Raw genomic sequence first — 23,851 nt, forward strand, 5'->3', positions numbered from 1 at the left:
CGGTGTCCATGGCCAACAAGGATTCGGCAAGCGAACTGATCCGCGCCAGGGACATCAGCGGCTTCGATCGCTGGTCGCTGCCCAGCTTCGACCCGGACGCCCCGGAGCCGGAACGACCGGAAGAGCCGCAAACCGCTGCATTGCCCGAGCCCGAGCCTGAGCCGCAGATCGAGGAAGTACCGGTCGAGGCCGTCAAGCCGCTGACGCTGGAGGAGCTGGAGGCCATCCGCCAGGACGCCTACAACGAAGGTTTCGCCACCGGCGAGCGCGACGGGTTCCATGCCGGCCAGCTCAAGGCCAAACAGGAAGCGGATGCCGCTCTCGGCGCCCGCCTGGCCCAGTTCGAAACCCTGATGGGGCATTTGATGGACCCCATCGCCGAGCAGGACCGGCAGATCGAGGAATCCCTGGTGCACCTCACCAGCCTGATCACCCGCCAGGTGATCCAGCGCGAGCTGCGCATGGATTCCGGGCAGATCCGCCATGTGCTGCGCGAGGCGCTGAAGCTGCTGCCAATGGGCGCCAGCAACGTGCGCATCCACATCAACCCGCAGGACTTCGAACAGGTGAAGGCCCTGCGTGAGCGCCATGAAGAAACCTGGCGCATCCTCGAAGACGAATCCCTGGAGCCGGGCGGTTGCCGGGTCGAAACCGAGCACTCGCGCATCGATGCCAGCATCGAGACGCGCCTGAACCAGGCCATGAAGCAGCTCTTCGAGCAACAGCGCGAACAGAAGGTCCACCCGCCGAAGGCCGACCTGGTGCTGGATCTGGACGCCCCGGACAGCCTCGACCATGCGTATTGAACGCACCAGCTTCGCCAAGCGCCTGGCGGGATACAACGATGTCATCGATCTGCCCGCGCAGCCCCTGGTGGAAGGCCGCCTGCTGCGCATGGTGGGCCTCACCCTGGAGGCCGAAGGGCTGCGCGCGCCGATGGGCAGCCGCTGCCTGGTGATCAACGACGACAGCTACCACCCGGTGCAGGTGGAAGCCGAAGTGATGGGCTTTGCCGGCAGCAAGATCTACCTGATGCCGGTGGGCAGCCTTTCCGGTATTGCCCCTGGCGCCCGCGTGGTGCCCCTGCCGGACACCGGCCGCCTGCCCATGGGCATGTCCATGCTCGGCCGCGTGCTCGATGGTGCCGGTCGTGCGCTGGACGGCAAGGGCGGCATGAAGGCCGAGGACTGGGTGCCGATGGATGGCCCCACCATCAACCCACTCAAGCGCCACCCCATCAGCGAACCGCTGGATGTGGGCATCCGCTCGATCAATTCGCTGCTGACCGTCGGCCGCGGCCAGCGTCTCGGCCTGTTCGCCGGTACCGGCGTGGGCAAGTCGGTGCTGCTGGGCATGATGACCCGCTTCACCGAAGCGGAAATCATCGTCGTCGGCCTGATCGGCGAACGGGGCCGCGAGGTGAAGGAATTCATCGAACACATCCTCGGTGAAGAGGGCCTCAAGCGTTCGGTGGTGGTGGCGTCGCCGGCGGATGATGCGCCGCTGATGCGCCTGCGCGCCGCCATGTATTGCACCCGTATCGCCGAATACTTCCGCGACAAGGGCAAGAACGTCCTGCTGCTGATGGACTCCCTGACCCGTTTCGCCCAGGCCCAGCGCGAAATCGCCCTGGCCATCGGCGAGCCGCCGGCCACCAAGGGCTATCCGCCGTCGGTGTTCGCCAAGCTGCCGAAGCTGGTGGAACGGGCCGGTAATGCCGAGCAGGGTGGTGGCTCGATCACCGCCTTCTACACCGTGCTGTCCGAAGGCGACGACCAGCAGGACCCCATCGCCGACTCCGCGCGCGGTGTGCTCGACGGGCACTTCGTGCTGTCCCGTCGCCTGGCCGAGGAAGGGCATTACCCGGCCATCGATATCGAAGCCTCCATCAGTCGGGTGATGCCCCAGGTGGTCAGCCCCGAGCACATGAAGATGGCCCAGCGCTTCAAGCAACTCTGGTCGCGCTACCAGCAGAGCCGCGACCTGATCAGCGTCGGCGCCTACGTCGCCGGCGGCGATCCCGACACTGACCTGGCCATCGCCCGCCAGCCGGCCATGAGCGCCTTCCTGCGCCAGGGCCTGGAGGAAAGCGAGAGCCTGGCCCAGAGCACCGAGCGCCTGGCCGCGAGCCTGGGCCTCAAGGGCTGATAGGGCATGTCGCGCAATCGGGCGGCGCGCCTGGCGCCGGTGGTGGAGATGGCAGAGCGCGCCGAGCGCGAAGCGGCGCGCATGCTCGGTCGTTGCCAGGGCCAGTTGACCCAGGCGGAGATGAAGCTCGGCGAACTCGAGCGCTACCGCGCCGACTATCAGCAGCAATGGATCGAGGAAGGGCGGCGCGGCGTTTCCGGCCAGTGGCTGATGAACTACCAGCGCTTCCTGTCCCAACTGGAGAGTGCCATCGGCCAGCAGATGCAGAGCGTCAACTGGCATCGCGACAACCTCGACAAGGCCCGTGGCGCCTGGCAACAGCGTTATGCCCGCCTGGAGGGCCTGCGCAAGCTGGTGCAGCGCTACCTCGACGAAGCCCGTGTCGCTGACGACAAGCGCGAGCAGAAACTCCTGGACGAACTGGTACAGCGCCTGCCGGCCAAAGACCTGTAGAGGCGAAGCGGCACGGGTGCGCCGAAGAGCGAATGCATTCTTCAGCGCGTCATCTCAGAACCATAAATTCTCCCGCGGCGCGGCTTTCCGGTTGCCCTGCCTCATGGTGGGTGCTACATCTTCACAACGCGCATCCCGAACTTGAACAAGGAGCTTTTCATGGCCATCACCTCGATGCCCTCCGATGATGGGCAGGAGCTGACCATCTACATACAGGGACGTTTCGATTTCGGCGCCCATCAGGAATTCCGCGACGCCTACGAGCGCGTCAATACCACGCCCAAGCGCTATGTCGTGGACCTCAAGGGCACCACCTACCTCGACAGCTCTGCCCTGGGCATGCTGCTGCTGTTGCGCGACCACGCCGGTGGCGAGCGTGCGCAGATCCGCCTCGCCAACTGCAACCCCGACGTTCGCAAGATCCTCGCCATTTCCAACTTCGAACAACTGTTCCAGATCGCCTGAGGCCCGTTGTCATGCCGTCGCCGCTGACGATCCTGATTGCCGAGGACAACGCGGCGGACCGGCTGCTTCTGTCCACCATCGTCAGCCGCCAGGGCCATCGTGCGTTGACCGCCGCCAATGGCCGCGAAGCCGTGGCGCTGTTCCAGCAGGAGCAGCCGCAACTGGTGCTGATGGACGCCCTGATGCCGGAGATGGACGGCTTCGAGGCTGCCCGGCGGATCAAGCAACTGGCGGGCGAGTCGCTGGTGCCGATCATCTTCCTCACCTCGCTGACGGAGAACGAAGCCCTGGTGCGCTGCCTGGATGCGGGTGGCGATGACTTCCTCGCCAAGCCCTACAACCGGGTCATCCTGGACGCCAAGATCAAGGCCCTGGACCGCCTGCGCCGCCTGCAGGACACCGTGCTGCAACAGCGCGACCTGATCGCCCGGCACAACGAGCACCTGGTCACCGAGCAGCGGGTGGCCAAGGCCGTGTTCGACAAGGTGGCGCATTCCGGCTGCCTGAACGCCCCGAACATCCGCTACCTGCAATCGCCCTACGCGCTGTTCAACGGCGACCTGTTGCTGGCCGCCTATAAGCCGTCCGGCGGCATGCATGTGCTGCTGGGGGATTTCACCGGCCACGGCCTGCCGGCGGCCATCGGCGCCATGCCCCTGGCCGAGGTGTTCTACGGCATGACCGCCAAGGGTTATGCCATGGCGGACATCCTGCGGGAGATGAACGCCAAGCTGAAACGCATCCTGCCGGTCGGGGTGTTCTGCTGTGCCACCTTCCTCAACCTGAGCTTCCAGCGGCGCATGGTGGAGGTGTGGAACGGCGGCCTGCCCGACGGCTACCTGCGCCGCGCCGCGACCGGCGAGCTGCTGCCGCTGGTGTCGCGCCACCTGCCGCTGGGGGTACGCGACCAGGGCAGCTTCAGTGCGCACTTCGAGTCCTACCCCATCGAAACCGGCGACTGCATCCTGCTGGTGTCCGATGGTGTGCTGGAGACGCGCAATGACAACGACGAGACCTTCGGCGACGAGCGCCTGCGCGCTGTGTTCGACGCCAATAGCGACGGCAACCGGCTGTTCGACGAAATCCAGCTGGCCCTGAGCGCCTTCCGTGGCCACGCCCAGGACGACGTGAGCATGATCGAGATTCGCATGCTCGATGAGTCCACCGAGCGCGCGAAACTGGCGTTCACCGACAGCGGCCAGTCCAGCCCGCTGGACTGGTCCGCTTCCTTCGAATTCCGCGCGCAGACCTTGAAACGCTTCAATCCGCTGCCATTCCTCCTGCAGCTGCTGCTGGAGGTCCAGGGGTTGCGCGATCAGGGCGGGGCCCTCTATACGGTGCTCGCCGAGTTGTACTCCAACGCCCTGGAGCACGGCGTGCTGGGGCTGGATTCCTCCCTCAAGAGCAACGCCGAGGGCTTCGCCCGCTACTATCGCGAGCGCGGCGAGCGCCTTGCCAGCCTGGAAGCGGGGTACGTGCGCTTCAACCTGCAGCTGGTTCCCGAGGGCCGGGGAGGGCGGTTGCTGATCCAGGTGGAAGACAGCGGCGAGGGCTTCGACTTGGATGCGGTGCTGGCCCGCCAGCCGTCGATGGAAAGCTTCTGTGGCCGGGGCCTGAGCCTGGTGAAACACCTCTCGGCGCGGTGCGAGCCCGCCGACAACGGCAAGGGAATCCACGTCGAATTCCGCTGGCCCGTCAGGGCATAATTTTTCGAGGTTCAGTAGAGGGAGCGAAGGGTTTGTCCGATATCCATCTCGACCATTCCGTGCTGTCTGCCCTGCGGGACGTCATGGAAGACGAGTTTCCGGTGCTGCTGGATACCTTCCTGGCGGATTCGACCGAGCGCTTGCGGCAGATCCAGCAGGCCAGGGCTGCTTCCGACTGCCAGGCCTTGCGCCTGGCCGCCCACAGCTTCAAGGGCAGCTGCAGCAATATGGGCGCTCCCGTGCTGGCCGGCCTGTGCAAGCAACTGGAAGACATCGCCCGGCGCGAGCAGCTTGCCGATGCGCCGGGCCTGATCCAGCAGATCGAGCAGGAGTTTCTGGTCGTCCATGATCTGCTGATGCAGGAGCGTCGTGGCCCGACGCGCTGATCGAGCTCCTTTCCCTGGTCAGAATGTTGGCCCATCCCTTGCAGACCTCCCGGCACGAACCAACTCGAGCGGAGAGTGCCCATGCCCGTTGCCCCCGATCTGCTTCTGCAGGCCCGGCCTGAAGTGAAGCCGAAAGCACCGGCCGCAAAAGCCCCGGAAAAACCGGCGGAAACCAGCAAGAGCGAGGCTTCCAGCTTCGCCCGGATGTATGCGAAAGAACGTCAGGCCAAGGCTGCCGAGCGTAACGAAGCCGCTGCCAGGCAGGCCAGGGACAAGGCGGATGAGGCGGCAAGCCAGGCCAGGCCGGCGGCCGATCCTGCCGCTGGCCAGTCGTCCGTTGCCGAAAGCGGCAAGCCCTTGCCGGCCGAAGAAGGCGATACCGGGGAGCCCTCCGACGAGCAGGTGATGGACCCGCTGCTGCTGATGGCCATGGCCGGGCAACTGCCGGCCGATGCGCCAGTCGAGGCGGATGGCGCGGCCGCTGCCTTGCCCGTCACGCCGCAGGTAAACAGCGGCGCTCCGGCAACCCTGAGCGAAGCCAGCCTCGACGCCGAGCTGGATCAGCTCAACGGCATGCCGGCGGTGAAGCAGGGGGGGCAGGCTGCACAGCAGATGCAAGACGCTACCCGGGCGGCGCAAACCGCGCCCACGGCTGACCCGGACTTCGCCGCTGCCATGGCCGCGTTCTCCGACCAGCCGCTGGAGGCGGGCGAGGGCAAGCTGGACAAGGCGCTGGCGTCGGCCGAGCTCTCGGTGGAACTGGCCGAGGGAGCGGGCGAGAACAAGGGTGAGGTGCGCAATGAACTGCTGGCGAACCGTCTCAACGCCCTGAGCCAGGCCATCAGCCAGCAGACCCAGCGCGCGCCGGCCCTGGTGCCGGGGCAACCGGTGAACATGCAGCAGGGCGGCTGGAGTGAAGCCGTGGTGGACCGGGTGATGTGGCTGTCCAGCCAGAACCTCAAGTCCGCCGAGATCCAGCTCGATCCGCAGGAGCTTGGCCGGCTCGAAGTCCGCGTGCACATGACCCAGGACCAGACCCAGGTGACCTTCGCCAGCCCCAACGCCAACGTCCGTGACGCCTTGGAAGGGCAGATGCACCGCTTGCGCGAGATGTTCGCCCAGCAGGGCATGAACCAGCTCGACGTGAACGTCTCCGACCAGTCCCTCAATCGCGGCTGGCAAGGGCAGGGCAGTGATGGCGAGCGTCGTGCCGCTGGTGGTCGCACCGGCTTCGGCGACAGTGGCGACGAAGAGATCAGCGTGAGCCACAGCGAAATCCGTCCGGCCTCGACGGCCGGTGGGCGCGGACTGGTGGATTTCTACGCCTGACCACCCTGCGCCGGGATTTCCGGCAACCACTCGTGACAGCCGCCCTCGACACTGGTATATCCGCAGCCCTGAAGCGATTGCCTGAACCGCCGGTTGGCCGGCGAACTGGCATGGCACTTGCTCACTCCCCTGGAAATGGCGGGCCCATCCCGCTCCGCGACGGATTATTGGCATGGCGAAGAAACAAGCGAAGTCCCCGGCAGAGCGCACTGCTGCGGCAGGCGGCACGAGCAGGCTGAAGCTCATCATCCTGGGGGGTGTCGCGCTGTTGCTGGCGATCGGCCTGTCGGTGAGTGCCACCTGGTACTTCCTCAGCCGTGGCGACAAGGCCGCCGAGCCCGCCAGCGGGGACGCAGCCGCTGCCGCGCCGGCCAGGCAGCCGGCCATCTACCAGGACCTGGCGCCGGCCTTCGTGGTCAACTTCAACCACAATGGTCGCCAGCGCTACATGCAGGTGAGCGTGTCGCTGATGGCCCGTGACAAGGCCCAGCTGGACGCGCTCAAGGTGCACATGCCGGTGCTGCGCAACAAGCTGGTCATGCTCTTCTCCGGACAGAATTTCGACACCCTGGTCACCCCCGTCGGCAAAGAAATGCTGCGCCAGCAGGCCACCGCCACCGTGCAGGAACTGGCCAAGCAGGAAACCGGCGCGATGACCGTCGAACAAGTGCTCTTCACCAACTTCGTATTGCAGTAGGCAAGGTACGATCATGGCTGTTCAAGACCTGCTGTCCCAGGACGAGATCGACGCGCTGCTGCACGGCGTCGACGACGGCCTGGTTGAAACGGAAACCGATGCGGACCCGACCAGTGTCAAAAGCTATGACCTGACCAGCCAGGACCGCATCGTCCGGGGGCGCATGCCGACCCTGGAAATGATCAACGAGCGCTTCGCCCGCTACACCCGCATCAGCATGTTCAACCTGCTGCGCCGCTCCGCCGACGTGGCGGTGGGCGGCGTACAGGTGATGAAGTTCGGCGAGTACGTGCATTCGCTCTACGTGCCCACCAGCCTCAATCTGGTGAAGATGAAGCCGCTGCGCGGTACTTCGCTGTTCATCCTCGACGCCAAGTTGGTGTTCAAGCTGGTGGACAACTTCTTCGGTGGCGACGGCCGTCACGCCAAGATCGAAGGCCGCGAGTTCACCCCCACTGAGCTGCGCGTGGTGCGCATGGTGCTGGATCAGGCCTTCGTCGATCTGGCCGAAGCCTGGCACGCGGTGATGGATGTGAACTTCGAGTACATCAACTCGGAAGTGAACCCGGCGCTGGCCAACATCGTCAGCCCCAGCGAAGTGGTGGTGGTGTCCACCTTCCACATCGAACTGGATGGCGGTGGCGGCGATCTGCACATCACCATGCCCTATTCGATGATCGAGCCGATCCGCGAGATGCTCGACGCCGGTTTCCAGTCCGACGTCGACGACCAGGACGAGCGCTGGATCAAGGCGTTGCGCGAGGACATCCTCGACGTCAGCGTTCCGGTGGCCGCCACCGTGGTGCGCCGCCAGCTCAAGCTGCGCGACATCCTGCACATGCAGCCGGGCGACGTGATCCCGGTGGAAATGCCCGAACACATGATCATGCGCGCCAACGGCGTGCCGGCCTTCAAGGCCAAGCTGGGGTCGCACAAGGGCAACCTGTCCCTGCAGATCCTCGAACCGATCGAACGTCAGCGCTGATTGCGCCTGTTCCACGAATACCGAGCCAGCCGAGGTCAAGCGATGGCAAACGACATGGATACCCCCACTCCCGAAGAGCAGGCCCTGGCCGATGAATGGGCCGCCGCCCTGGCCGAGGCCGGCGATACGTCCCAGGACGATATCGATGCGCTGATGAACCAGAACGCCGCCGCGCCCAGTTCGCCGCGCGCGCCCATGGAGGAATTCGGCAGCGTGCCCAAGGCCAGCGGCCCGGTCAGCCTGGACGGCCCCAACCTGGACGTGATCCTGGATATCCCGGTGTCCATTTCCATGGAAGTGGGCAACACCGATATCACCATCCGCAACCTGCTGCAGCTCAACCAGGGCTCGGTGATCGAGCTCGACCGCCTGGCCGGCGAGCCGCTGGACGTACTGGTCAACGGCACCCTGATCGCCCACGGCGAAGTGGTGGTGGTCAACGAGAAGTTCGGTATCCGGCTGACCGATGTGATCAGCCCGAGCGAACGCATCAAGAAGCTGCGCTGAAACCATGGGTCGACTGTTATTCGCGGGGCTGTTCCTGCTACCCCTGAGCGGCTTCGCCGCCGAACCCGCGGCGCCCGTCACGGTAACCCAGGCTGGCAGCGGCATGGCCGCGCAACTCGGCCAGTTGGCCCTCGGCCTGCTGCTGGTGGTGGGGCTGATCTTCCTGCTGGCCTGGCTGCTGCGCCGGGTCCAGCAGCTTGGTCCGCGTGGTGGCCAGGTGATCAGGCTGGTGGCCAGCCAGGCCCTCGGCCCGCGTGATCGCCTGGTGCTGGTACAGGTGGGCGGGGAACAGATCCTGCTCGGCATCAGTGCCGGGCGCATCACGCCGCTGCATGTATTGAAAGAGCCCGTGCATCTGGCCGAAACCGAGGCTGCGCCCCCGGAGTTCGCCCAACGCCTGTTGGAACTGCTCGGCAAGGACAAGCGCTGATGCCCCTGCACCGTCTCCTCATTGCGCTGCTGCTGGTGCTGGCTGCGCCCCTGGCGCTTGGCGCCGACAATCCGCTGTCGGTGCCCGCCATCACCCTGTCCACCAATCCGCAAGGCCAGCAGGAATACTCGGTAAGCCTGCAGATCCTGCTGATCATGACGGCGCTGAGCTTCATTCCGGCGTTCGTCATGCTGATGACCAGCTTCACCCGGATCATCATCGTCTTCTCCATCCTGCGTCAGGCGCTGGGCCTGCAGCAGACGCCGTCGAACCAGATCCTCATCGGCCTGGCGCTGTTCCTGACCCTGTTCATCATGGCGCCGGTGTTCGACCAGGTGAATCGCGAGGCCCTGCAGCCCTATCTCAACGAACAGCTGAGCGCCCAGGACGCAGTGGCGAAGGCCGAGGTGCCGATCAAGAACTTCATGCTGGCGCAAACCCGCTCCAGCGACCTGGACCTGTTCATGCGCCTGTCCAAGCGCACCGACATTCCCAGCCCGGACGCCGCGCCGCTGACCATCCTGGTTCCGGCCTTCGTCACCTCCGAGCTGAAGACGGCGTTCCAGATCGGCTTCATGATCTTCATCCCCTTCCTGATCATCGACCTGGTGGTGGCCAGTGTGCTGATGGCGATGGGCATGATGATGCTCTCGCCGCTGATCATCTCCCTGCCGTTCAAGATCATGCTCTTCGTCCTGGTGGATGGCTGGGCGCTGATCATCGGTACGCTCGCCGGCAGCTTCGGCGGCGTCTAGGAGGCTTGCGATGACCCCGGAAGTTGCAGTCGACCTGTTCCGTGACGCGCTCTGGCTGACCTGCCTGATCGTCGGCATCCTGGTGGTGCCGAGCCTGGTGGTGGGCCTGATCGTCGCCATGTTCCAGGCGGCCACGCAGATCAACGAGCAGACCCTGAGTTTCCTGCCGCGCCTGCTGGTGATGCTGCTCACCCTGATCTGGGCCGGCCCCTGGCTCACCCGCCAACTGATGGAGTACATCCAGACGCTCTATCAGAACATCCCGCTGCTGATCGGCTGACCATGCTCGAACTCAGCGACGCACAGATCGGCGGCTGGGTCGGCAGCTTCCTGCTGCCGCTGTTCCGTATTGCCGCGTTGCTGATGACCATGCCGATTATCGGCACCCAGCTCGTGCCGACGCGGGTCCGCCTGTATCTCGCGCTGGCCATTTCCGTGGTGCTGGTGCCGACCCTGCCACCCATGCCGCAGGTGGATGCGATCAGCCTCGGCAACATCCTGCTGATCGGCGAACAGATACTGGTCGGCGCCTTGCTCGGTTTCACGCTGCAGCTGTTCTTCCATGCCTTCGTGGTGGCGGGGCAGATCATCTCGATGCAGATGGGCCTGGGCTTCGCCTCCATGGTCGACCCCACCAACGGTGTTTCGGTGCCGGTGCTCGGCCAGTTCTACCTGATGCTGGTGACCCTGCTGTTCCTGGCCATGAACGGGCATCTGGTGGTGTTCGAGATCCTCGCTGAAAGCTTCGTCACCCTGCCGGTGGGCGGCGGGTTGCTGACCAACCATCACTGGGAGGTGGCCGGCAAGCTCGGCTGGGTGATGGGTGCGGGATTGCTGCTGGCGCTGCCGGCGATCACCGCGCTGCTGGTGGTCAACCTGGCCTTCGGCGTGATGACCCGCGCAGCGCCGCAACTGAACATCTTCTCCATCGGCTTTCCGCTGACCCTGGCCCTTGGCCTGCTGATCGTCTGGATCGGCATGGCCGACATCCTCGCCCAGTACCAGGTGCTGGCCAGCGATGCCCTGCAGCTCATGCGCGAGCTGGCGAGGGCGCGATGAACACTTCATCAACGCAGCATCGGCAACGCAGGTAGTGTTCCATGGCGGAAAGCGAAAGCGGCGCGGACAAGAGCGAAGAGCCCACAGGTAAACGGTTGCAGGAGGCCCGCGAGAAGGGCCAGATCGCCCGTTCCCGGGAGCTCAACACCCTGGCCGTGACCCTGGCCGGGGCTGGCGGGTTGCTGGCCAGTGGCGGCGGCCTGGCGGACATGCTGATGCAGATGATGCAGTCCAACTTCGACCTGCCACGGGCGGTGCTGATGGACGAGCGCAGTATGGGGCTGTTCCTGCTGGCCTCGGGCCGGATGGCGCTGGATGCGCTGCTGCCGCTGCTGATCACCCTGCTGGTGGTGTCGATCATCGGCCCGATCTCCCTCGGCGGCTGGCTGTTTTCCAGCGAGGCCTTGCTGCCCAAGTTCAGCCGGATGAACCCCTTGTCCGGGATCAAGCGGATGTTCTCGCTGCACGCCCTGGCGGAGCTGCTCAAGGCCCTGGCCAAGTTCGCATTGATCCTGCTGGTGGCCCTGGCGGTGCTCAACTCCGACCGTGACGATTTGCTGGCGATTGCCCATGAGCCGCTGGACATGGCCATCCTGCACAGCGTCCAGGTGGTGGGCTGGAGTGCGCTCTGGCTGGCCTGCGGCCTGATCCTGATCGCCGCCGTGGATGTGCCTTTCCAGCTCTGGAGCAACAAGCAGAAGCTGATGATGACCAAGCAGGAGGTGCGCGACGAATACAAGGACACCGAGGGCAAGCCCGAGGTCAAGTCGCGCATCCGCCGCCTGCAGCGGGAGATGGCTGAGCGCCGCATGATGGCTGCCGTGCCCCAGGCCGATGTGGTCATCACCAACCCGACCCACTTCGCCGTGGCGCTGAAGTACGACGCCGAGAAGGGCGGCGCGCCGGTGCTGCTGGCCAAGGGCAATGACTTCACCGCCCTGAAGATCCGCGAGATCGCCCAGGACAACCAGGTGACGGTGCTGGAGTCTCCGGCGCTGGCGCGGGCGGTGTACTACTCCACCGAACTGGACCAGGAAATCCCCGCCGGCCTGTACCTGGCCGTGGCCCAGGTGCTGGCCTACGTCTACCAGCTCAAACAGTTCCGCGCCGGCCGCGGCAAACGCCCGGCGCCGCTGCACGACCTGCCGATCCCGGCGGATTTGCGGCGGGACGAGTGACATTGCTCCTGTTCTGCTCGTTTTTTGTGGGGGCGAATTTATTCGCTAAGCAGGTCGAAGACCTGCCCTGCAGAATCAGATGGGGCAGCTTCGCCGCCCTTTGCGAATGAATTCGCCCCCACAGGAACAGCTCCTTACTCCCTTGCAATCAATCCCTTAGCCAAGTTGGAAAGCTTCTTGCACAAGGGGGCTCAGGACGCATCGATGCGTCAAAAGTTTGGATGTGCGGGGCAGGGCTCCGCGAAAGGGGTAGGGGAACAGCAGTGGATCGTACGCAACTGATCGGCAATGTCCGCAACAACCTGCTGGGCATTGGTCGTGGCAACCTCGGGGTGCCGCTGCTGGTACTGGTGATGCTGGGCATGATGACCCTGCCGGTGCCCCCGTTCCTGCTGGACGTCTTCTTCACCTTCAACATCGCCCTGTCCATCGTCGTGCTGCTGGTGTGCGTGTATGCCATGCGCCCGCTGGACTTCGCTGTCTTCCCGACCATCCTGCTGGTCGCCACCCTGCTGCGCCTGGCGCTGAACGTCGCCTCCACCCGCGTGGTGCTGCTCCACGGCCAGGATGGCCACGACGCCGCGGGCAAGGTGATCCAGGCCTTCGGCGACGTGGTGGTGGGCGGCAACTACGTGGTCGGTGCGGTGGTCTTCGCGATCCTGATGATCATCAACTTCGTGGTGGTCACCAAGGGTGCCGGGCGTATCTCCGAGGTGAGCGCGCGCTTCACCCTGGACGCCATGCCCGGCAAGCAGATGGCGATCGACGCCGACCTCAACGCCGGCCTGATCGATCAGGCCGAAGCCAAGAAGCGCCGCTCCGAGGTGTCCCAGGAGGCCGACTTCTACGGCTCCATGGACGGTGCCAGCAAATTCGTCCGTGGCGACGCCATCGCCGGCCTGCTGATCCTCTTCATCAACCTGCTCGGCGGCATCGCCATCGGTATGCTGCAACACGGCCTGAGTTTCGGCGATGCCGGCCGCATCTATTCGCTGCTGACCATCGGTGACGGCCTGGTGGCGCAGATCCCCTCGCTGCTGCTGTCCACCGCGGCCGCCATCATGGTGACCCGCGTGTCGTCTTCCGAAGACATGGGCCAGCAGGTCAACCGCCAGATGTTCGCCTCGCCCAAGGCACTGGCGGTATCGGCCACCATCCTCATCGCCATGGGTCTGGTGCCGGGCATGCCGCATGTGTCCTTCATCGGTCTGGGCCTGGTGGCCGCCGGCGGTGCCTGGTTCATCTGGCATCGCCAGAAACTGGCCAGGGAAGTGGCGGTACAGGAAGAGAAGCGCCAGCAGGAACTGCTGCCGGCCCAGCGTGCCCAGGAAACCAAGGAGCTGGGCTGGGACGACGTGACTCCGGTGGACCTGGTCGGCCTGGAAGTGGGCTACCGGCTGATTCCACTGGTGGACCGCAACCAGGGCGGCCAGTTGCTGGCGCGGATCAAGGGCGTGCGCAAGAAGCTCTCCCAGGAGATGGGCTTCCTGATGCCCTCGGTGCATATCCGCGACAACCTCGACCTGCTGCCCAATGCCTACCGCCTGACGCTGATGGGCGTCAGCGTGGCCGAGGCGGAGGTCTACCCGGACCGCGAACTGGCGATCAACCCCGGCCAGGTGTTCGGCACCCTCAACGGCGTGGCCGCCAAGGATCCGGCGTTCGGCCTGGAAGCGGTATGGATCGACGCCAGCCAGCGCGACCAGGCGCAGTCGCTCGGTTACACGGTGGTGGACGCCAGTACCGTGGTCGCCACCCACCTCAACCAGGTGCTGCACAAGCACGCCCATGAGCTGCTGGGCCACGAAGAAGTCCAGCAACTGATGCAGAACCTGGCCAAGAGTTCGCCGCGCCTGGCCGAAGAGCTGGTGCCCGGCATGGTGTCGCTGTCCACGCTGCTCAAGGTGCTCCAGGCGCTGCTGCAGGAGCAGGTGCCGGTGCGCGACATCCGCACCATCGCCGAAGCCATCGCCAACGTGGCGGCCAAGAGTCAAGATCCCGCCGCTCTGGTGGCGGCGGCCCGCGTCGCGCTGTCCCGCGCAATCGTGCAAAGCATTGTGGGACTAGAGCCGGAGCTGCCTGTGATCACCCTGGAGCCCAGGTTGGAACAGATATTGCTCAATAGCCTGCAGAAGGCCGGACAGGGTTCGGAAGATGGCGTTCTCCTCGAACCCGGAATGGCCGAGAAGCTGCAACGTTCCCTGGTGGAAGCGGCGCAGCGCCAGGAAATGCTCGGCAAGCAGGCGATCCTGCTGGTGGCCGGGCCGATCCGGGCGATGATGTCGCGCTTTGCCAGGCTCGCCGTGCCAACCATGCACGTACTGGCCTACCAGGAAATACCGGACAACAAGCAGGTCACCATAGTCGCGACTGTGGGGCAGAACTAACCGAGGTCAAGGACCATGCAGGTCAAACGTTTCTTCGCCGCCGATATGCGTCAAGCCATGAAGTTGGTGCGTGATGAACTGGGCGCGGATGCCGCCATCATCGGTAATCGTCGGGTTGCCGGCGGTGTCGAGCTGACCGCGGCGCTGGACTACCCGCTGCCCGCGCCGGCCCCGAGCAGGCCGAACCCGGCCCTCGAAGCCGAACTGCGCAAGACCCAGGCGCGCATCGCCGAAGCCCAGGCCGAACTGACCACCCGGGCCATCGCCGATGCCGGCAAGGACCGTCAATTGTTCGCCGGCCAGCCACTGACCGCCATCGAACCGGAACTGCCGGAGTCCGCCCTGGCCGCCGCTCTGGATCGTCCCCGCGGCGTTTCGCGTCCGGTGGAGCCGGTGAGCGCGCCGAAACCCGCCGGCGTGGACCAGGCCGCCCTGGACGCCATGCGCTTCGAACTGAGTGGCCTGCGTGAATTGATCGAAGTGCAGCTGGGCTCCATCGCCTGGAGCCAGATGCAGAGCCGCCGTCCGCAGCAGGCCAGCCTCTGGCGCCGCCTGCAACGCATGGGGCTGCCGGCCGAACTGGCCCGCGCGCTGCTGGACAAGGTGGACAAGGTCAGTGATCCGCGCCAGGCCTGGCGCATGCTCCTGGCGCACTTCGCCCACGCCATCCGCACCCCGCAGGTCGAGCCGTTGGAAGAGGGCGGCGTGATCGCCCTGGTCGGCCCGGCCGGCATGGGCAAGACCACCACCCTGGCCAAGCTGGCTGCCCGCTACGTGCTCAAGTACGGCGCGCAGAACGTCGCCCTGGTGAGCATGGACAGTTTCCGCATTGGCGCCCAGGAGCAGATCAAGACCCTCGGTCGCATCCTCGATGTGCCGGTGACCCTGGTCGATCCGGGCCAGTCCCTGACCCAGGCCGTCGCCCCGCTGGCGCGCAAGCGCGTGGTGCTGATCGATACCGCTGGTCTGCCCACCAACGATCCGGCCCTGGCCATGCAGCTCGAAGCGCTGGCCAGCCGGGCGATAAACGCGAAGAATTACCTGGTGATGGCGGCCACCAGCCAGAGCCAGGTGCTCAAGGCGGCCTATCACAGCTACAAGCGTTGCGGCCTGGCCGGTTGCATCATCACCAAGGCGGACGAGGCGGCCAGCCTGGGCGAGGTCCTGGGACTGGCTATCGGCCAGCATCTCCCGGTAGCCTATCTGGCCGACGGCCCGCGAATCCCGGATGATCTGCAGGTTCCCCGCAGCCACCAGCTGGTGAGCCGGGCGGTCAGCCTGCAGGCCCCGGAAGATCCGAGTGAAGAAGCCATGGCCGACCTGTTCGCCGGGCTTTATCAGAATCCGGCGCGGCGCGCCGGTTGAAGAATGTGTAAGCCGCCCGGAGGGGCGGTGCTGGACAGCCAAATGGCCCAGTCGACCTAAGGCAAGGTATTTGAAATGGGTAGTATGCATCCCGTACAGGTGATCGCGGTGACCGGCGGCAAGGGCGGCGTCGGCAAGACCAACGTGTCGGTGAACCTTTCGCTGGCACTGGCCGACCTCGGCCGCCGCGTCATGTTGTTGGACGCCGACCTGGGGCTCGCCAACGTCGACGTCCTGCTCGGCCTCACCGCCAAGCGCACACTGGCTGATGTGATCAATGGCGAATGCGACCTGCGCGACGTGCTGTTGCAGGGGCCGGGGGGCATCCGCATCGTCCCCGCCGCCTCCGGCACCCAGAGCATGGTGCAGCTTTCGCCCATGCAGCACGCCGGCCTGATCCAGGCATTCAGCGAAATCAGCGACAACCTCGACGTACTGGTGATCGACACTGCTGCCGGCATCGGCGATTCGGTGGTCAGCTTCGTCCGTGCGGCCCAGGAAGTGATTGTGGTGGTCTGCGACGAACCGACCTCCATCACCGACGCCTACGCGCTGATCAAGCTGCTCAACCGCGACTACGGCATGAGCCGCTTCCGCGTGCTGGCCAACATGGCCCACAGCCCGCAGGAAGGGCGCAACCTGTTCGCCAAGCTGACCAAGGTCACCGACCGCTTCCTCGACGTTGCCCTGCAGTACGTGGGCGCCATTCCGTACGACGAGTCGGTGCGCAAGGCCGTGCAGAAGCAGCGCGCGGTCTATGAGGCCTTTCCGCGTTCGAAGTGCTCGCTGGCCTTCAAGGCCATCGCGCAGAAGGTCGACAGCTGGCCGCTGCCGGCCAATCCGCGGGGCCATCTGGAGTTCTTCGTCGAGCGGCTGGTCAAGCAGCCCTCCACGGAAAGCCCCGTATGACACCTGCCACTGGACTGCGTATGTACGGCAAGGCCCAGGCACGGGATTCGCAACACCAGTTGATCGAACGCTATGCCCCCCTGGTCAAGCGCATCGCCTATCACCTGCTGGCGCGCCTGCCGGCCAGCGTGCAGGTGGAAGACCTGATGCAGTCCGGGATGATCGGCCTGCTCGAAGCCTCGAAGAAATACGACGGCAGCAAGGGCGCCAGCTTCGAGACCTACGCCGGCATCCGCATCCGCGGGGCCATGCTCGACGAAGTCCGCAAGGGCGACTGGGCGCCGCGTTCGGTGCACCGTAATACGCGCATGGTGAGCGACGCCATCCGCGCCATCGAGGCGAGAACTGGACGTGACGCTAAAGATCAGGAAGTTGCTGCCGAACTTGGATTGAGTCTCGAAGACTACTACGGCATCCTGAGCGACACCTTGGGCAGCCGCCTGTTCAGCTTCGATGACCTGATGCAGGACGGTGAGCAGGACGGTCTGCGCGAGGACGCCGGTGTCACCCATTCCTCACCTTCCCATGATCTGGAAGAAGAACGCTTCCAGGCCGCGCTGGCCGATGCCATCGCGAACCTGCCCGAGCGTGAGCGCCTGGTGCTGGCGCTGTATTACGACGAAGAACTGAACTTGAAGGAAATCGGTGAAGTGCTGGGGGTCAGCGAATCGCGGGTCAGCCAGTTGCATAGCCAGTGCGCGGCACGCCTGCGCGCCCGGCTTGGCGACTGGCGCGCGCGCTGAACGGCATACCGATTCCAGATTTGAACGGCGCACCCGGCAAGAGGGGCGTTTGAGACTGTACGGAGGTCGACTTGGACAAGAACATGAAAATCCTCATCGTTGACGATTTCTCGACGATGAGACGCATCATCAAGAACCTCTTGCGCGACTTGGGTTTCACCAATACCGCCGAAGCCGACGACGGCACCACGGCCCTGCCGATGCTGCACAGCGGCAATTTCGATTTCCTCGTGACCGACTGGAACATGCCCGGCATGACCGGCATCGACCTGCTGCGCGCCGTGCGTGCCGACGAGCGTCTGAAGCACCTGCCGGTCCTGATGGTGACCGCCGAAGCCAAGCGCGACCAGATCATCGAGGCGGCCCAGGCCGGTGTGAACGGCTATGTGGTCAAGCCTTTCACCGCCCAGGTCCTGAAAGAAAAAATCGAGAAGATCTTCGAGCGGGTCAACGGCTGAATGCCAGCCGCGGGGGCACCATGGACCAGAATGAACACCTGCTGGGAGACTTCGAGTCGACCCTGAAAGACCGTGCGCGCGAATTGGTGGACAGCCTCGAGAGAGGCAACTTCGCCGACGCCGTGCAACTCATCCACGAACTCAATCACGTCCGTGACCGCGGCCTCTACCAGGAAGTCGGCAAGCTCACCCGTGAGCTGCACAACGCCATCGTCAACTTCCAGATCGACCCGCATCTGCCCCACGCCCAGGAAATGTCGCAGATCGCCGACGCGACCGATCGCCTGTCCTATGTGGTGCAGATGACCGAGAGGGCCGCCAACCGCACCATGGACCTGGTGGAGGAAAGCGCGCCGTTGCTGGGCGGCCTGAGTGACGAAGCCCAGCAGCTGGGCGAGGAGTGGGGCCGCTTCATGCGCCGGGAAATCGGCGCGGACGGGTTCCGCGACCTGGCCCGCCGCATCGAGCAGTTCCTCTCCCGCAGCCAGCGCGATACCAGCGCCCTGTCGGGCAAGCTGAACGACATCCTGCTGGCCCAGGATTACCAGGACCTCACCGGCCAGGTCATCAAGCGCGTGATCCAGCTGGTCACCGAAGTGGAGAGCAACCTCGTCAAGCTGGTGCTGATGGCCAGCCAGGTGGATCGCTACGCCGGCATCGAGCACGACCATGCCACGTTGCGCGCCGAGCTGGAGCAACAAAAAAATCCTTCGAGGGGTGAAGGTCCGCAGATCCATGCCGATATACGTGAAGACGTGGTGTCCGGACAGGACGACGTCGACGATCTGCTATCCAGCCTTGGATTCTAGGGAGCACTCCACTTATGAGCTTCGACGCCGATGAAGAAATCCTCCAGGACTTCCTGGTAGAGGCCGGCGAGATTCTGGAGCAACTGTCCGAGCAGCTGGTCGAGCTGGAAAGCCGCCCGGACGACATGGACCTGCTCAACGCGATTTTCCGTGGTTTCCATACCGTGAAGGGCGGCGCCGGCTTCCTCCAGCTCAATGCGCTGGTGGAGTGCTGCCACATCGCCGAGAACGTCTTCGACATCCTGCGCAAGGGCGAACGCCGCGTGGATGCCGAACTGATGGACGTGGTGCTGCAGGCCCTGGATACGGTCAACGAGATGTTCAGCGAGGTGCGCGAGCGCAGCGAACCGACGCCCGCCACGCCGGAGCTGCTGGCCGCGCTGTCGCGTCTGGCCGAGCCGGCCGGTGCCGCGCCTGCCCCCGTAGCTGCCGCGCCCGTCGAAGCACCGGCCCCCATCGCAGCGACCGCCGACATCACCGACAGCGAGTTCGAGCAGCTGCTCGATGCGCTGGGTGACGTCGCTGGCAAGGTTGCCGAACCGGTCGCCGCTGCCGCTGATGAAATCACCGACGACGAGTTCGAAGCGCTGCTCGACCAGTTGCACGGCAAGGGCAAGTTCGCCGGCGCCGTGGAGCCGGAAGCTGCCGTCGCTGCCCATGCGTCGGCCTCGGCACCGGCGCTGGTCGGTGCTGGTGCGGGTGACGAAATTTCCGATGACGAGTTCGAAGCGCTGCTCGACCAGTTGCACGGCAAGGGCAAGTTCAACGGCGCCGTGGAAGCGGCTGCCAGCGCCCCGGCTGAACCCGTGGCGCCTGCCGCTCCGGTCGCCCCCGCTGGCAATGACGAACACATCACCGACGACGAATTCGAAGCGCTGCTTGACCAGCTGCACGGCAAAGGCAAGTTCAGCGGCGCCAGCGAAGAGCCGTTCCCCGCGCCTGTGGCGAGTAGTCCGGCTCCGGCTCCGGCGCCCAAGGCAGAACCTGCTCGCGCACCGCGCCAGGCTGCGGCACCGGCTGCCGGCAACGGCGTGGCTGGCGCGGCCGTGGCCAGCGAGGCGGAAACCACCGTACGGGTGGATACCGCGCGCCTGGACGAGATCATGAACATGGTCGGCGAACTGGTGCTGGTGCGTAACCGCCTGGTGCGCCTGGGCGCCAACAGCGGCGATGAAGCCATGGCCAAGGCCGTGTCCAACCTGGACGTGGTCACCGCCGACCTGCAGACCGCGGTGATGAAAACGCGGATGCAGCCGATCAAGAAAGTCTTCGGCCGCTTCCCGCGCCTGGTCCGCGACCTGGCGCGCAACCTGAAGAAAGAAATCAACCTCGAGCTGGTGGGCGAGGACACTGACCTGGACAAGAACCTGGTCGAGGCCCTGGCCGACCCGCTGGTGCACCTGGTGCGCAACGCCGTCGACCACGGCATCGAGTCCCCGGACGAGCGCGAGGCCGCCGGCAAGCCACGTACCGGCCGCGTGGTGCTTTCCGCCGAGCAGGAAGGCGACCACATCCTCCTGATGATCACCGACGACGGCAAGGGCATGGACGCAGCCGTGCTGCGCGCCAAGGCGGTGGAGAAGGGCCTGCTGGACAAGGACGCCGCCGAACGCCTGACCGAGCTGGAGTGCTACAACCTGATCTTCGCCCCGGGCTTTTCGACCAAGACCGAGATATCCGACGTGTCCGGCCGTGGTGTCGGCATGGACGTGGTGAAGACCAAGATCTCCCAGCTCAACGGCACGGTGAACGTGTTCTCGCAGAAGGGTGCGGGCTCGAAGATCGTCATCAAGGTCCCGCTGACCCTGGCGATCATGCCGACCCTGATGGTGATGCTGGGCAACCAGGCCTTCGCCTTCCCGCTGGTCAACGTCAACGAGATCTTCCACCTCGACCTGTCCCGCACCAACGTGGTGGATGGCCAGGAAGTGGTGATCGTCCGCGACAAGGCCTTGCCGCTGTTCTACCTCAAGCGCTGGCTGGTGCGTGACGCAGCGGTGGAAGAGCAGGGCGAGGGGCATGTGGTGATTCTCTCCGTGGGTACCCAGCGCATCGGCTTCGTGGTCGACCAGCTGGTGGGCCAGGAGGAAGTGGTGATCAAGCCGCTGGGCAAGATGCTCCAGGGCACGCCGGGCATGTCCGGCGCCACCATCACCGGTGACGGCCGTATCGCGCTGATCCTCGATGTGCCGAGCATGCTCAAGCATTACGCACGCCGTGGTTGATCTGGGGCGGCCGGCAATGGCCGCCCGCTAGGAGCTTTTTTCTTATGGCAGTCAAGGTTCTGGTGGTGGATGACTCCGGGTTCTTCCGCCGCCGTGTCACGGAAATCCTTTCTTCCGACCCCAATATCCAGGTGGTGGGTACCGCCACCAATGGCCGTGAAGGCATTGACCAGGCGCTGGCGCTCAAGCCCGACGTCATCACCATGGACTACGAGATGCCGATGATGGATGGCATCACCGCGGTGCGGCACATCATGCAGCGCTGCCCGACGCCGGTCCTGATGTTCTCCTCGCTGACCCACGAAGGCGCCCGCGTCACCCTCGATGCCCTGGATGCCGGTGCGGTGGACTTCCTGCCGAAGAACTTCGAGGACATCTCGCGCACTCCCGAGAAGGTCAAGCAACTGCTCTGCGAGAAGGTGCACAGCATCGCCCGCAGCAACCGCCGCTACAGTGCTTTCAGCGCCCCGGCGCAATCAGCCTTTCCGAGCCCGACGCCGGCCAGCAGCGCCCCGGTGCGTCCGGCCCAGGTCCCGACCCAGCCAAGCCCTGCCGCACCGGCGGCCCCGGCCAGCTCCGCCGCTCCAAAGCGTAAGGCCTACCGGCTGGTAGCCATCGGCACCTCCACTGGCGGGCCGGTTGCCCTGCAACGCGTGCTCACGCAACTGCCGGCCAATTTCCCGGCGCCGCTGGTGCTGATCCAGCACATGCCGGCGGCCTTCACCAAGGCCTTCGCCGAGCGCCTGGACAAGCTCTGTCGGATTTCCGTCAAGGAAGCCGAGGACGGCGACGTGCTGCGTCCGGGCCTGGCCCTGCTGGCGCCCGGCGGCAAGCAGATGATGGTCGACGCCCGTGGCGTGATCCGCATCCTGCCCGGCGACGAGCGCCTCAACTACAAGCCCTGCGTGGACATCACCTTCGGCTCGGCGGCCAAGTCGTACAACGACAAGGTCCTCGCAGTGGTGCTGACCGGCATGGGCGCCGACGGCCGTGAAGGCGCGCGCCTGCTGAAGCAGGGCGGCAGCCAGGTCTGGGCCCAGGACGAGGCCAGCTGCGTGATCTACGGCATGCCCATGGCGGTGGTGAAGGCCAACCTGGCCGACGCCGTCTATAGCCTGGACGACATCGGTCGCCACCTGGTCGAGGCCTGCATGTAATGGAGAAACCCAGGTAATGGACGTACTGAGCCTCATCGGGGTAATCCTGGCCTTCGTCGCCATCATCGGCGGCAACTACCTCGAAGGCGGCCACGTCACGGCCCTGCTCAACGGGCCGGCGGCGCTGATCGTCCTGGGCGGCACCCTGGGCGCGGCATTCCTGCAGACGCCGATGAGCGTCTTCAAGCGCGCCCTGGGCATCATCCGCTGGATTCTCTTGCCGCCCCAGGTGGACCTCCCCGGCGGCATCACCCGCGTGGTCAACTGGAGCATGACCGCGCGCAAGGAAGGCCTGTTGGGCCTGGAACCGGTAGCGGACGGCGAGCCCGATCCCTTCGCCCGCAAGGGCCTGCAACTGCTGGTGGATGGCGCCGAGCCGGAGTCCATCCGCAGCATCCTCGAAGTCGACCTCTTCACCCAGGAAGGCCGCGATCTTTCGGCCGCCAAGGTGTTCGAGAGCATGGGCGGCTACGCGCCCACCATCGGCATCATCGGCGCCGTGATGGGGCTGATCCACGTCATGGGCAACCTGGCCGATCCCAGCCAGCTCGGCGGCGGCATCGCCGTGGCCTTCGTCGCCACCATCTACGGCGTCGGTTTCGCCAACCTGCTGCTGCTGCCCATCGGCAACAAGCTCAAGTCCATCGCCATGCGCCAGTCGCGTTACCGCGAGATGCTGCTGGAGGGCATCCTGTCCATCGCCGAAGGCGAGAACCCGCGCTCCATCGAACTCAAGCTGCAAGGCTTCATGGATTGAGGAGCAGGCCATGGCGCGCAGGCGGCATCAGGAAGAACACGAGAATCACGAACGCTGGCTGGTGTCCTACGCGGATTTCATCACCCTGCTGTTCGCCTTCTTCGTGGTGATGTACTCCATCTCCTCGATCAACGAAGGCAAGTACAAGATCCTCTCGGAAACCCTGGTGGGCGTGTTCAACCAGCCGGACCGCTCGCTCAAGCCGATCCCGGTGGGCGAGGAGAAGCCTCGCACCACCGAGCCGGATCGTTCCATGGCCGAGGAGAGCGAGCGCACCCAGACGTCGATCGACGACCCGGGCGCCGATCCGCTGCAGGAGATCGCGCAGAGCATGCGTGATGCCTTCGGCGACCTGATCGACTCCGACCAGGTGAACGTGCGCGGCAATGAACTCTGGGTGGAGATCGAAATGAACTCCAGCCTGCTGTTCCCCAGCGGCGACGCCATTCCCGATGACGCCGCATTCAGCCTGATCGAGAGGGTCGCCAGGATTCTGGCGCCCTACGACAACCCGGTGCATGTGGAAGGCTTCACCGACAACCTGCCCATCGCCACCTCGAAGTTCCCCTCCAACTGGGAGTTGTCCACGGCCCGCGCCGCCAGCATCGTGCGCATGCTGGCGATGGATGGCGTGGCACCGGGCCGCCTGGCAGCGGTGGGTTACGGCGAGTTCCAGCCGGTAGCGGACAACGCCACCGCCGAAGGGCGCGCGCGCAACCGCCGTGTGGTGCTGGTGATTTCCCGCAACCTCGATGTGCGCCGCAGCGTGAGCGGTGTCGGCAGTGCCCATGCGAAACCGGATGCCGCGTTGAAGAGGGCTGGCACGCAACCTGCACCAGCAGCGCCAGCACAGGCCCCGGTAACGGGTGCCGTCAATTCCCCGTCACCGGCCCACCAGGGGCCGGCGAAGAGTCTCGGTGCAGCCGCGCAGCCGGGAGGATGA

The 23,851-nt window shown here is 65.3% G+C and carries 25 protein-coding genes; all 25 read left to right on the forward strand.

Annotated elements, in window-relative coordinates; genetic code table 11:
* The first annotated feature begins 8 nt into the window (after window positions 1-8).
* Window positions 9-806 carry a flagellar assembly protein FliH gene (gene fliH, locus ACFW0B_RS09295; protein WP_449147624.1) on the forward strand — a complete coding sequence of 266 codons (798 nt, stop codon included), beginning with the start codon at window positions 9-11 and terminating at the stop codon, window positions 804-806.
* A complete protein-coding gene (gene fliI / locus ACFW0B_RS09300; RefSeq protein WP_449147625.1) occupies window positions 796-2,148 on the forward strand; it encodes a flagellar protein export ATPase FliI in 1,353 nt (450 codons plus the stop codon). Before fliH ends, fliI begins: the two co-directional genes overlap by 11 nt.
* A gap of 6 nt (window positions 2,149-2,154) precedes the next feature.
* Complete coding sequence (gene fliJ, locus ACFW0B_RS09305) at window positions 2,155-2,601, forward strand: flagellar export protein FliJ (protein WP_449147626.1); 447 nt, start codon at window positions 2,155-2,157, stop codon at window positions 2,599-2,601.
* A 159-nt stretch (window positions 2,602-2,760) separates the two neighbouring features.
* On the forward strand, window positions 2,761-3,066 hold the full coding sequence (locus tag ACFW0B_RS09310) for an STAS domain-containing protein (RefSeq protein WP_151132628.1): 306 nt from the start codon (window positions 2,761-2,763) through the stop codon (window positions 3,064-3,066).
* 11 nt (window positions 3,067-3,077) lie between these two features.
* Window positions 3,078-4,772: an ATP-binding SpoIIE family protein phosphatase gene (locus ACFW0B_RS09315; RefSeq protein WP_449147627.1), complete on the forward strand. Its 1,695-nt coding sequence runs from the start codon at window positions 3,078-3,080 to the stop codon at window positions 4,770-4,772.
* Between the two features lie 32 nt (window positions 4,773-4,804).
* On the forward strand, window positions 4,805-5,158 hold the full coding sequence (locus tag ACFW0B_RS09320) for an Hpt domain-containing protein (protein ID WP_449147628.1): 354 nt from the start codon (window positions 4,805-4,807) through the stop codon (window positions 5,156-5,158).
* An 81-nt stretch (window positions 5,159-5,239) separates the two neighbouring features.
* Window positions 5,240-6,487 (forward strand): flagellar hook-length control protein FliK, encoded by a 1,248-nt coding sequence (locus ACFW0B_RS09325; protein WP_449147629.1) that lies wholly within the window; start codon window positions 5,240-5,242, stop codon window positions 6,485-6,487.
* Between the two features lie 172 nt (window positions 6,488-6,659).
* A complete protein-coding gene (gene fliL, locus ACFW0B_RS09330) occupies window positions 6,660-7,184 on the forward strand; it encodes a flagellar basal body-associated protein FliL (RefSeq protein WP_449147630.1) in 525 nt (174 codons plus the stop codon).
* A 13-nt stretch (window positions 7,185-7,197) separates the two neighbouring features.
* Window positions 7,198-8,169 carry a flagellar motor switch protein FliM gene (gene fliM / locus ACFW0B_RS09335; protein ID WP_077521914.1) on the forward strand — a complete coding sequence of 324 codons (972 nt, stop codon included), beginning with the start codon at window positions 7,198-7,200 and terminating at the stop codon, window positions 8,167-8,169.
* A 42-nt stretch (window positions 8,170-8,211) separates the two neighbouring features.
* Window positions 8,212-8,676, forward strand: a complete 465-nt coding sequence (gene fliN, locus ACFW0B_RS09340) for a flagellar motor switch protein FliN (RefSeq protein ID WP_459251695.1) — start codon at window positions 8,212-8,214, stop codon at window positions 8,674-8,676.
* 4 nt (window positions 8,677-8,680) lie between these two features.
* Window positions 8,681-9,106, forward strand: coding sequence for a flagellar biosynthetic protein FliO (gene fliO / locus ACFW0B_RS09345; RefSeq protein ID WP_449147632.1), 426 nt, complete (start codon window positions 8,681-8,683; stop codon window positions 9,104-9,106).
* On the forward strand, window positions 9,106-9,861 hold the full coding sequence (gene fliP / locus ACFW0B_RS09350) for a flagellar type III secretion system pore protein FliP (RefSeq protein ID WP_449147633.1): 756 nt from the start codon (window positions 9,106-9,108) through the stop codon (window positions 9,859-9,861). Before fliO ends, fliP begins: the two co-directional genes overlap by 1 nt.
* A gap of 10 nt (window positions 9,862-9,871) precedes the next feature.
* Window positions 9,872-10,141: a flagellar biosynthesis protein FliQ gene (gene fliQ, locus ACFW0B_RS09355; protein ID WP_449147634.1), complete on the forward strand. Its 270-nt coding sequence runs from the start codon at window positions 9,872-9,874 to the stop codon at window positions 10,139-10,141.
* A gap of 2 nt (window positions 10,142-10,143) precedes the next feature.
* Window positions 10,144-10,920: a flagellar biosynthetic protein FliR gene (gene fliR, locus ACFW0B_RS09360; RefSeq protein ID WP_449147635.1), complete on the forward strand. Its 777-nt coding sequence runs from the start codon at window positions 10,144-10,146 to the stop codon at window positions 10,918-10,920.
* Window positions 10,921-10,961: 41 nt separating this feature from the next.
* The gene (gene flhB, locus ACFW0B_RS09365) at window positions 10,962-12,098 is read left to right on the forward strand and encodes a flagellar biosynthesis protein FlhB (protein WP_449147636.1); all 1,137 of its coding nucleotides are present in this window, start codon (window positions 10,962-10,964) and stop codon (window positions 12,096-12,098) included.
* Window positions 12,099-12,361: 263 nt separating this feature from the next.
* Complete coding sequence (flhA, locus tag ACFW0B_RS09370) at window positions 12,362-14,485, forward strand: flagellar biosynthesis protein FlhA (RefSeq protein ID WP_449147637.1); 2,124 nt, start codon at window positions 12,362-12,364, stop codon at window positions 14,483-14,485.
* Window positions 14,486-14,500: 15 nt separating this feature from the next.
* Window positions 14,501-15,850, forward strand: coding sequence for a flagellar biosynthesis protein FlhF (gene flhF, locus ACFW0B_RS09375; RefSeq protein WP_449147638.1), 1,350 nt, complete (start codon window positions 14,501-14,503; stop codon window positions 15,848-15,850).
* 75 nt (window positions 15,851-15,925) lie between these two features.
* Entirely contained in the window at window positions 15,926-16,759 is an 834-nt protein-coding gene (fleN, locus tag ACFW0B_RS09380; protein WP_449147639.1) for a flagellar synthesis regulator FleN, read from the forward strand.
* Window positions 16,756-17,502: an RNA polymerase sigma factor FliA gene (fliA, locus tag ACFW0B_RS09385; protein ID WP_449147640.1), complete on the forward strand. Its 747-nt coding sequence runs from the start codon at window positions 16,756-16,758 to the stop codon at window positions 17,500-17,502. Before fleN ends, fliA begins: the two co-directional genes overlap by 4 nt.
* 83 nt (window positions 17,503-17,585) lie before the next feature.
* Window positions 17,586-17,960, forward strand: a complete 375-nt coding sequence (locus ACFW0B_RS09390; RefSeq protein WP_003083073.1) for a chemotaxis response regulator CheY — start codon at window positions 17,586-17,588, stop codon at window positions 17,958-17,960.
* 20 nt (window positions 17,961-17,980) lie between these two features.
* On the forward strand, window positions 17,981-18,769 hold the full coding sequence (locus ACFW0B_RS09395) for a protein phosphatase CheZ (protein ID WP_449147641.1): 789 nt from the start codon (window positions 17,981-17,983) through the stop codon (window positions 18,767-18,769).
* Between the two features lie 14 nt (window positions 18,770-18,783).
* The gene (locus ACFW0B_RS09400) at window positions 18,784-20,994 is read left to right on the forward strand and encodes a chemotaxis protein CheA (protein ID WP_449147642.1); all 2,211 of its coding nucleotides are present in this window, start codon (window positions 18,784-18,786) and stop codon (window positions 20,992-20,994) included.
* A gap of 44 nt (window positions 20,995-21,038) precedes the next feature.
* A complete protein-coding gene (locus tag ACFW0B_RS09405; RefSeq protein WP_449147643.1) occupies window positions 21,039-22,151 on the forward strand; it encodes a protein-glutamate methylesterase/protein-glutamine glutaminase in 1,113 nt (370 codons plus the stop codon).
* A 16-nt stretch (window positions 22,152-22,167) separates the two neighbouring features.
* Window positions 22,168-22,908: a flagellar motor protein gene (locus tag ACFW0B_RS09410; protein WP_449147644.1), complete on the forward strand. Its 741-nt coding sequence runs from the start codon at window positions 22,168-22,170 to the stop codon at window positions 22,906-22,908.
* 10 nt (window positions 22,909-22,918) lie between these two features.
* Window positions 22,919-23,851: a flagellar motor protein MotD gene (motD, locus tag ACFW0B_RS09415; RefSeq protein WP_449147645.1), complete on the forward strand. Its 933-nt coding sequence runs from the start codon at window positions 22,919-22,921 to the stop codon at window positions 23,849-23,851.

The organism is Metapseudomonas phytobenefica, from assembly GCF_043392685.1.
Taxonomy (GTDB): Bacteria; Pseudomonadota; Gammaproteobacteria; order Pseudomonadales; family Pseudomonadaceae; genus Metapseudomonas.

Excerpts from the sequence above, each read along its gene's own strand:
- fliH (WP_449147624.1), top strand. The coding sequence starts at position 9 with ATGGCCAACAAGGATTCGGCAAGCGAACTGATCCGCGCCAGGGACATC.
- fliI (WP_449147625.1), top strand. The coding sequence starts at position 796 with ATGCGTATTGAACGCACCAGCTTCGCCAAGCGCCTGGCGGGATACAAC.
- fliJ (WP_449147626.1), top strand. The coding sequence starts at position 2,155 with ATGTCGCGCAATCGGGCGGCGCGCCTGGCGCCGGTGGTGGAGATGGCA.
- ACFW0B_RS09310 (WP_151132628.1), top strand. The coding sequence starts at position 2,761 with ATGGCCATCACCTCGATGCCCTCCGATGATGGGCAGGAGCTGACCATC.
- ACFW0B_RS09315 (WP_449147627.1), top strand. The coding sequence starts at position 3,078 with ATGCCGTCGCCGCTGACGATCCTGATTGCCGAGGACAACGCGGCGGAC.
- ACFW0B_RS09325 (WP_449147629.1), top strand. The coding sequence starts at position 5,240 with ATGCCCGTTGCCCCCGATCTGCTTCTGCAGGCCCGGCCTGAAGTGAAG.
- fliL (WP_449147630.1), top strand. The coding sequence starts at position 6,660 with ATGGCGAAGAAACAAGCGAAGTCCCCGGCAGAGCGCACTGCTGCGGCA.
- fliM (WP_077521914.1), top strand. The coding sequence starts at position 7,198 with ATGGCTGTTCAAGACCTGCTGTCCCAGGACGAGATCGACGCGCTGCTG.
- fliN (WP_459251695.1), top strand. The coding sequence starts at position 8,212 with ATGGCAAACGACATGGATACCCCCACTCCCGAAGAGCAGGCCCTGGCC.
- fliO (WP_449147632.1), top strand. The coding sequence starts at position 8,681 with ATGGGTCGACTGTTATTCGCGGGGCTGTTCCTGCTACCCCTGAGCGGC.
- fliP (WP_449147633.1), top strand. The coding sequence starts at position 9,106 with ATGCCCCTGCACCGTCTCCTCATTGCGCTGCTGCTGGTGCTGGCTGCG.
- fliQ (WP_449147634.1), top strand. The coding sequence starts at position 9,872 with ATGACCCCGGAAGTTGCAGTCGACCTGTTCCGTGACGCGCTCTGGCTG.
- fliR (WP_449147635.1), top strand. The coding sequence starts at position 10,144 with ATGCTCGAACTCAGCGACGCACAGATCGGCGGCTGGGTCGGCAGCTTC.
- flhB (WP_449147636.1), top strand. The coding sequence starts at position 10,962 with ATGGCGGAAAGCGAAAGCGGCGCGGACAAGAGCGAAGAGCCCACAGGT.
- flhF (WP_449147638.1), top strand. The coding sequence starts at position 14,501 with ATGCAGGTCAAACGTTTCTTCGCCGCCGATATGCGTCAAGCCATGAAG.
- fleN (WP_449147639.1), top strand. The coding sequence starts at position 15,926 with ATGGGTAGTATGCATCCCGTACAGGTGATCGCGGTGACCGGCGGCAAG.
- fliA (WP_449147640.1), top strand. The coding sequence starts at position 16,756 with ATGACACCTGCCACTGGACTGCGTATGTACGGCAAGGCCCAGGCACGG.
- ACFW0B_RS09390 (WP_003083073.1), top strand. The coding sequence starts at position 17,586 with ATGAAAATCCTCATCGTTGACGATTTCTCGACGATGAGACGCATCATC.
- ACFW0B_RS09395 (WP_449147641.1), top strand. The coding sequence starts at position 17,981 with ATGGACCAGAATGAACACCTGCTGGGAGACTTCGAGTCGACCCTGAAA.
- ACFW0B_RS09400 (WP_449147642.1), top strand. The coding sequence starts at position 18,784 with ATGAGCTTCGACGCCGATGAAGAAATCCTCCAGGACTTCCTGGTAGAG.
- ACFW0B_RS09405 (WP_449147643.1), top strand. The coding sequence starts at position 21,039 with ATGGCAGTCAAGGTTCTGGTGGTGGATGACTCCGGGTTCTTCCGCCGC.
- ACFW0B_RS09410 (WP_449147644.1), top strand. The coding sequence starts at position 22,168 with ATGGACGTACTGAGCCTCATCGGGGTAATCCTGGCCTTCGTCGCCATC.
- motD (WP_449147645.1), top strand. The coding sequence starts at position 22,919 with ATGGCGCGCAGGCGGCATCAGGAAGAACACGAGAATCACGAACGCTGG.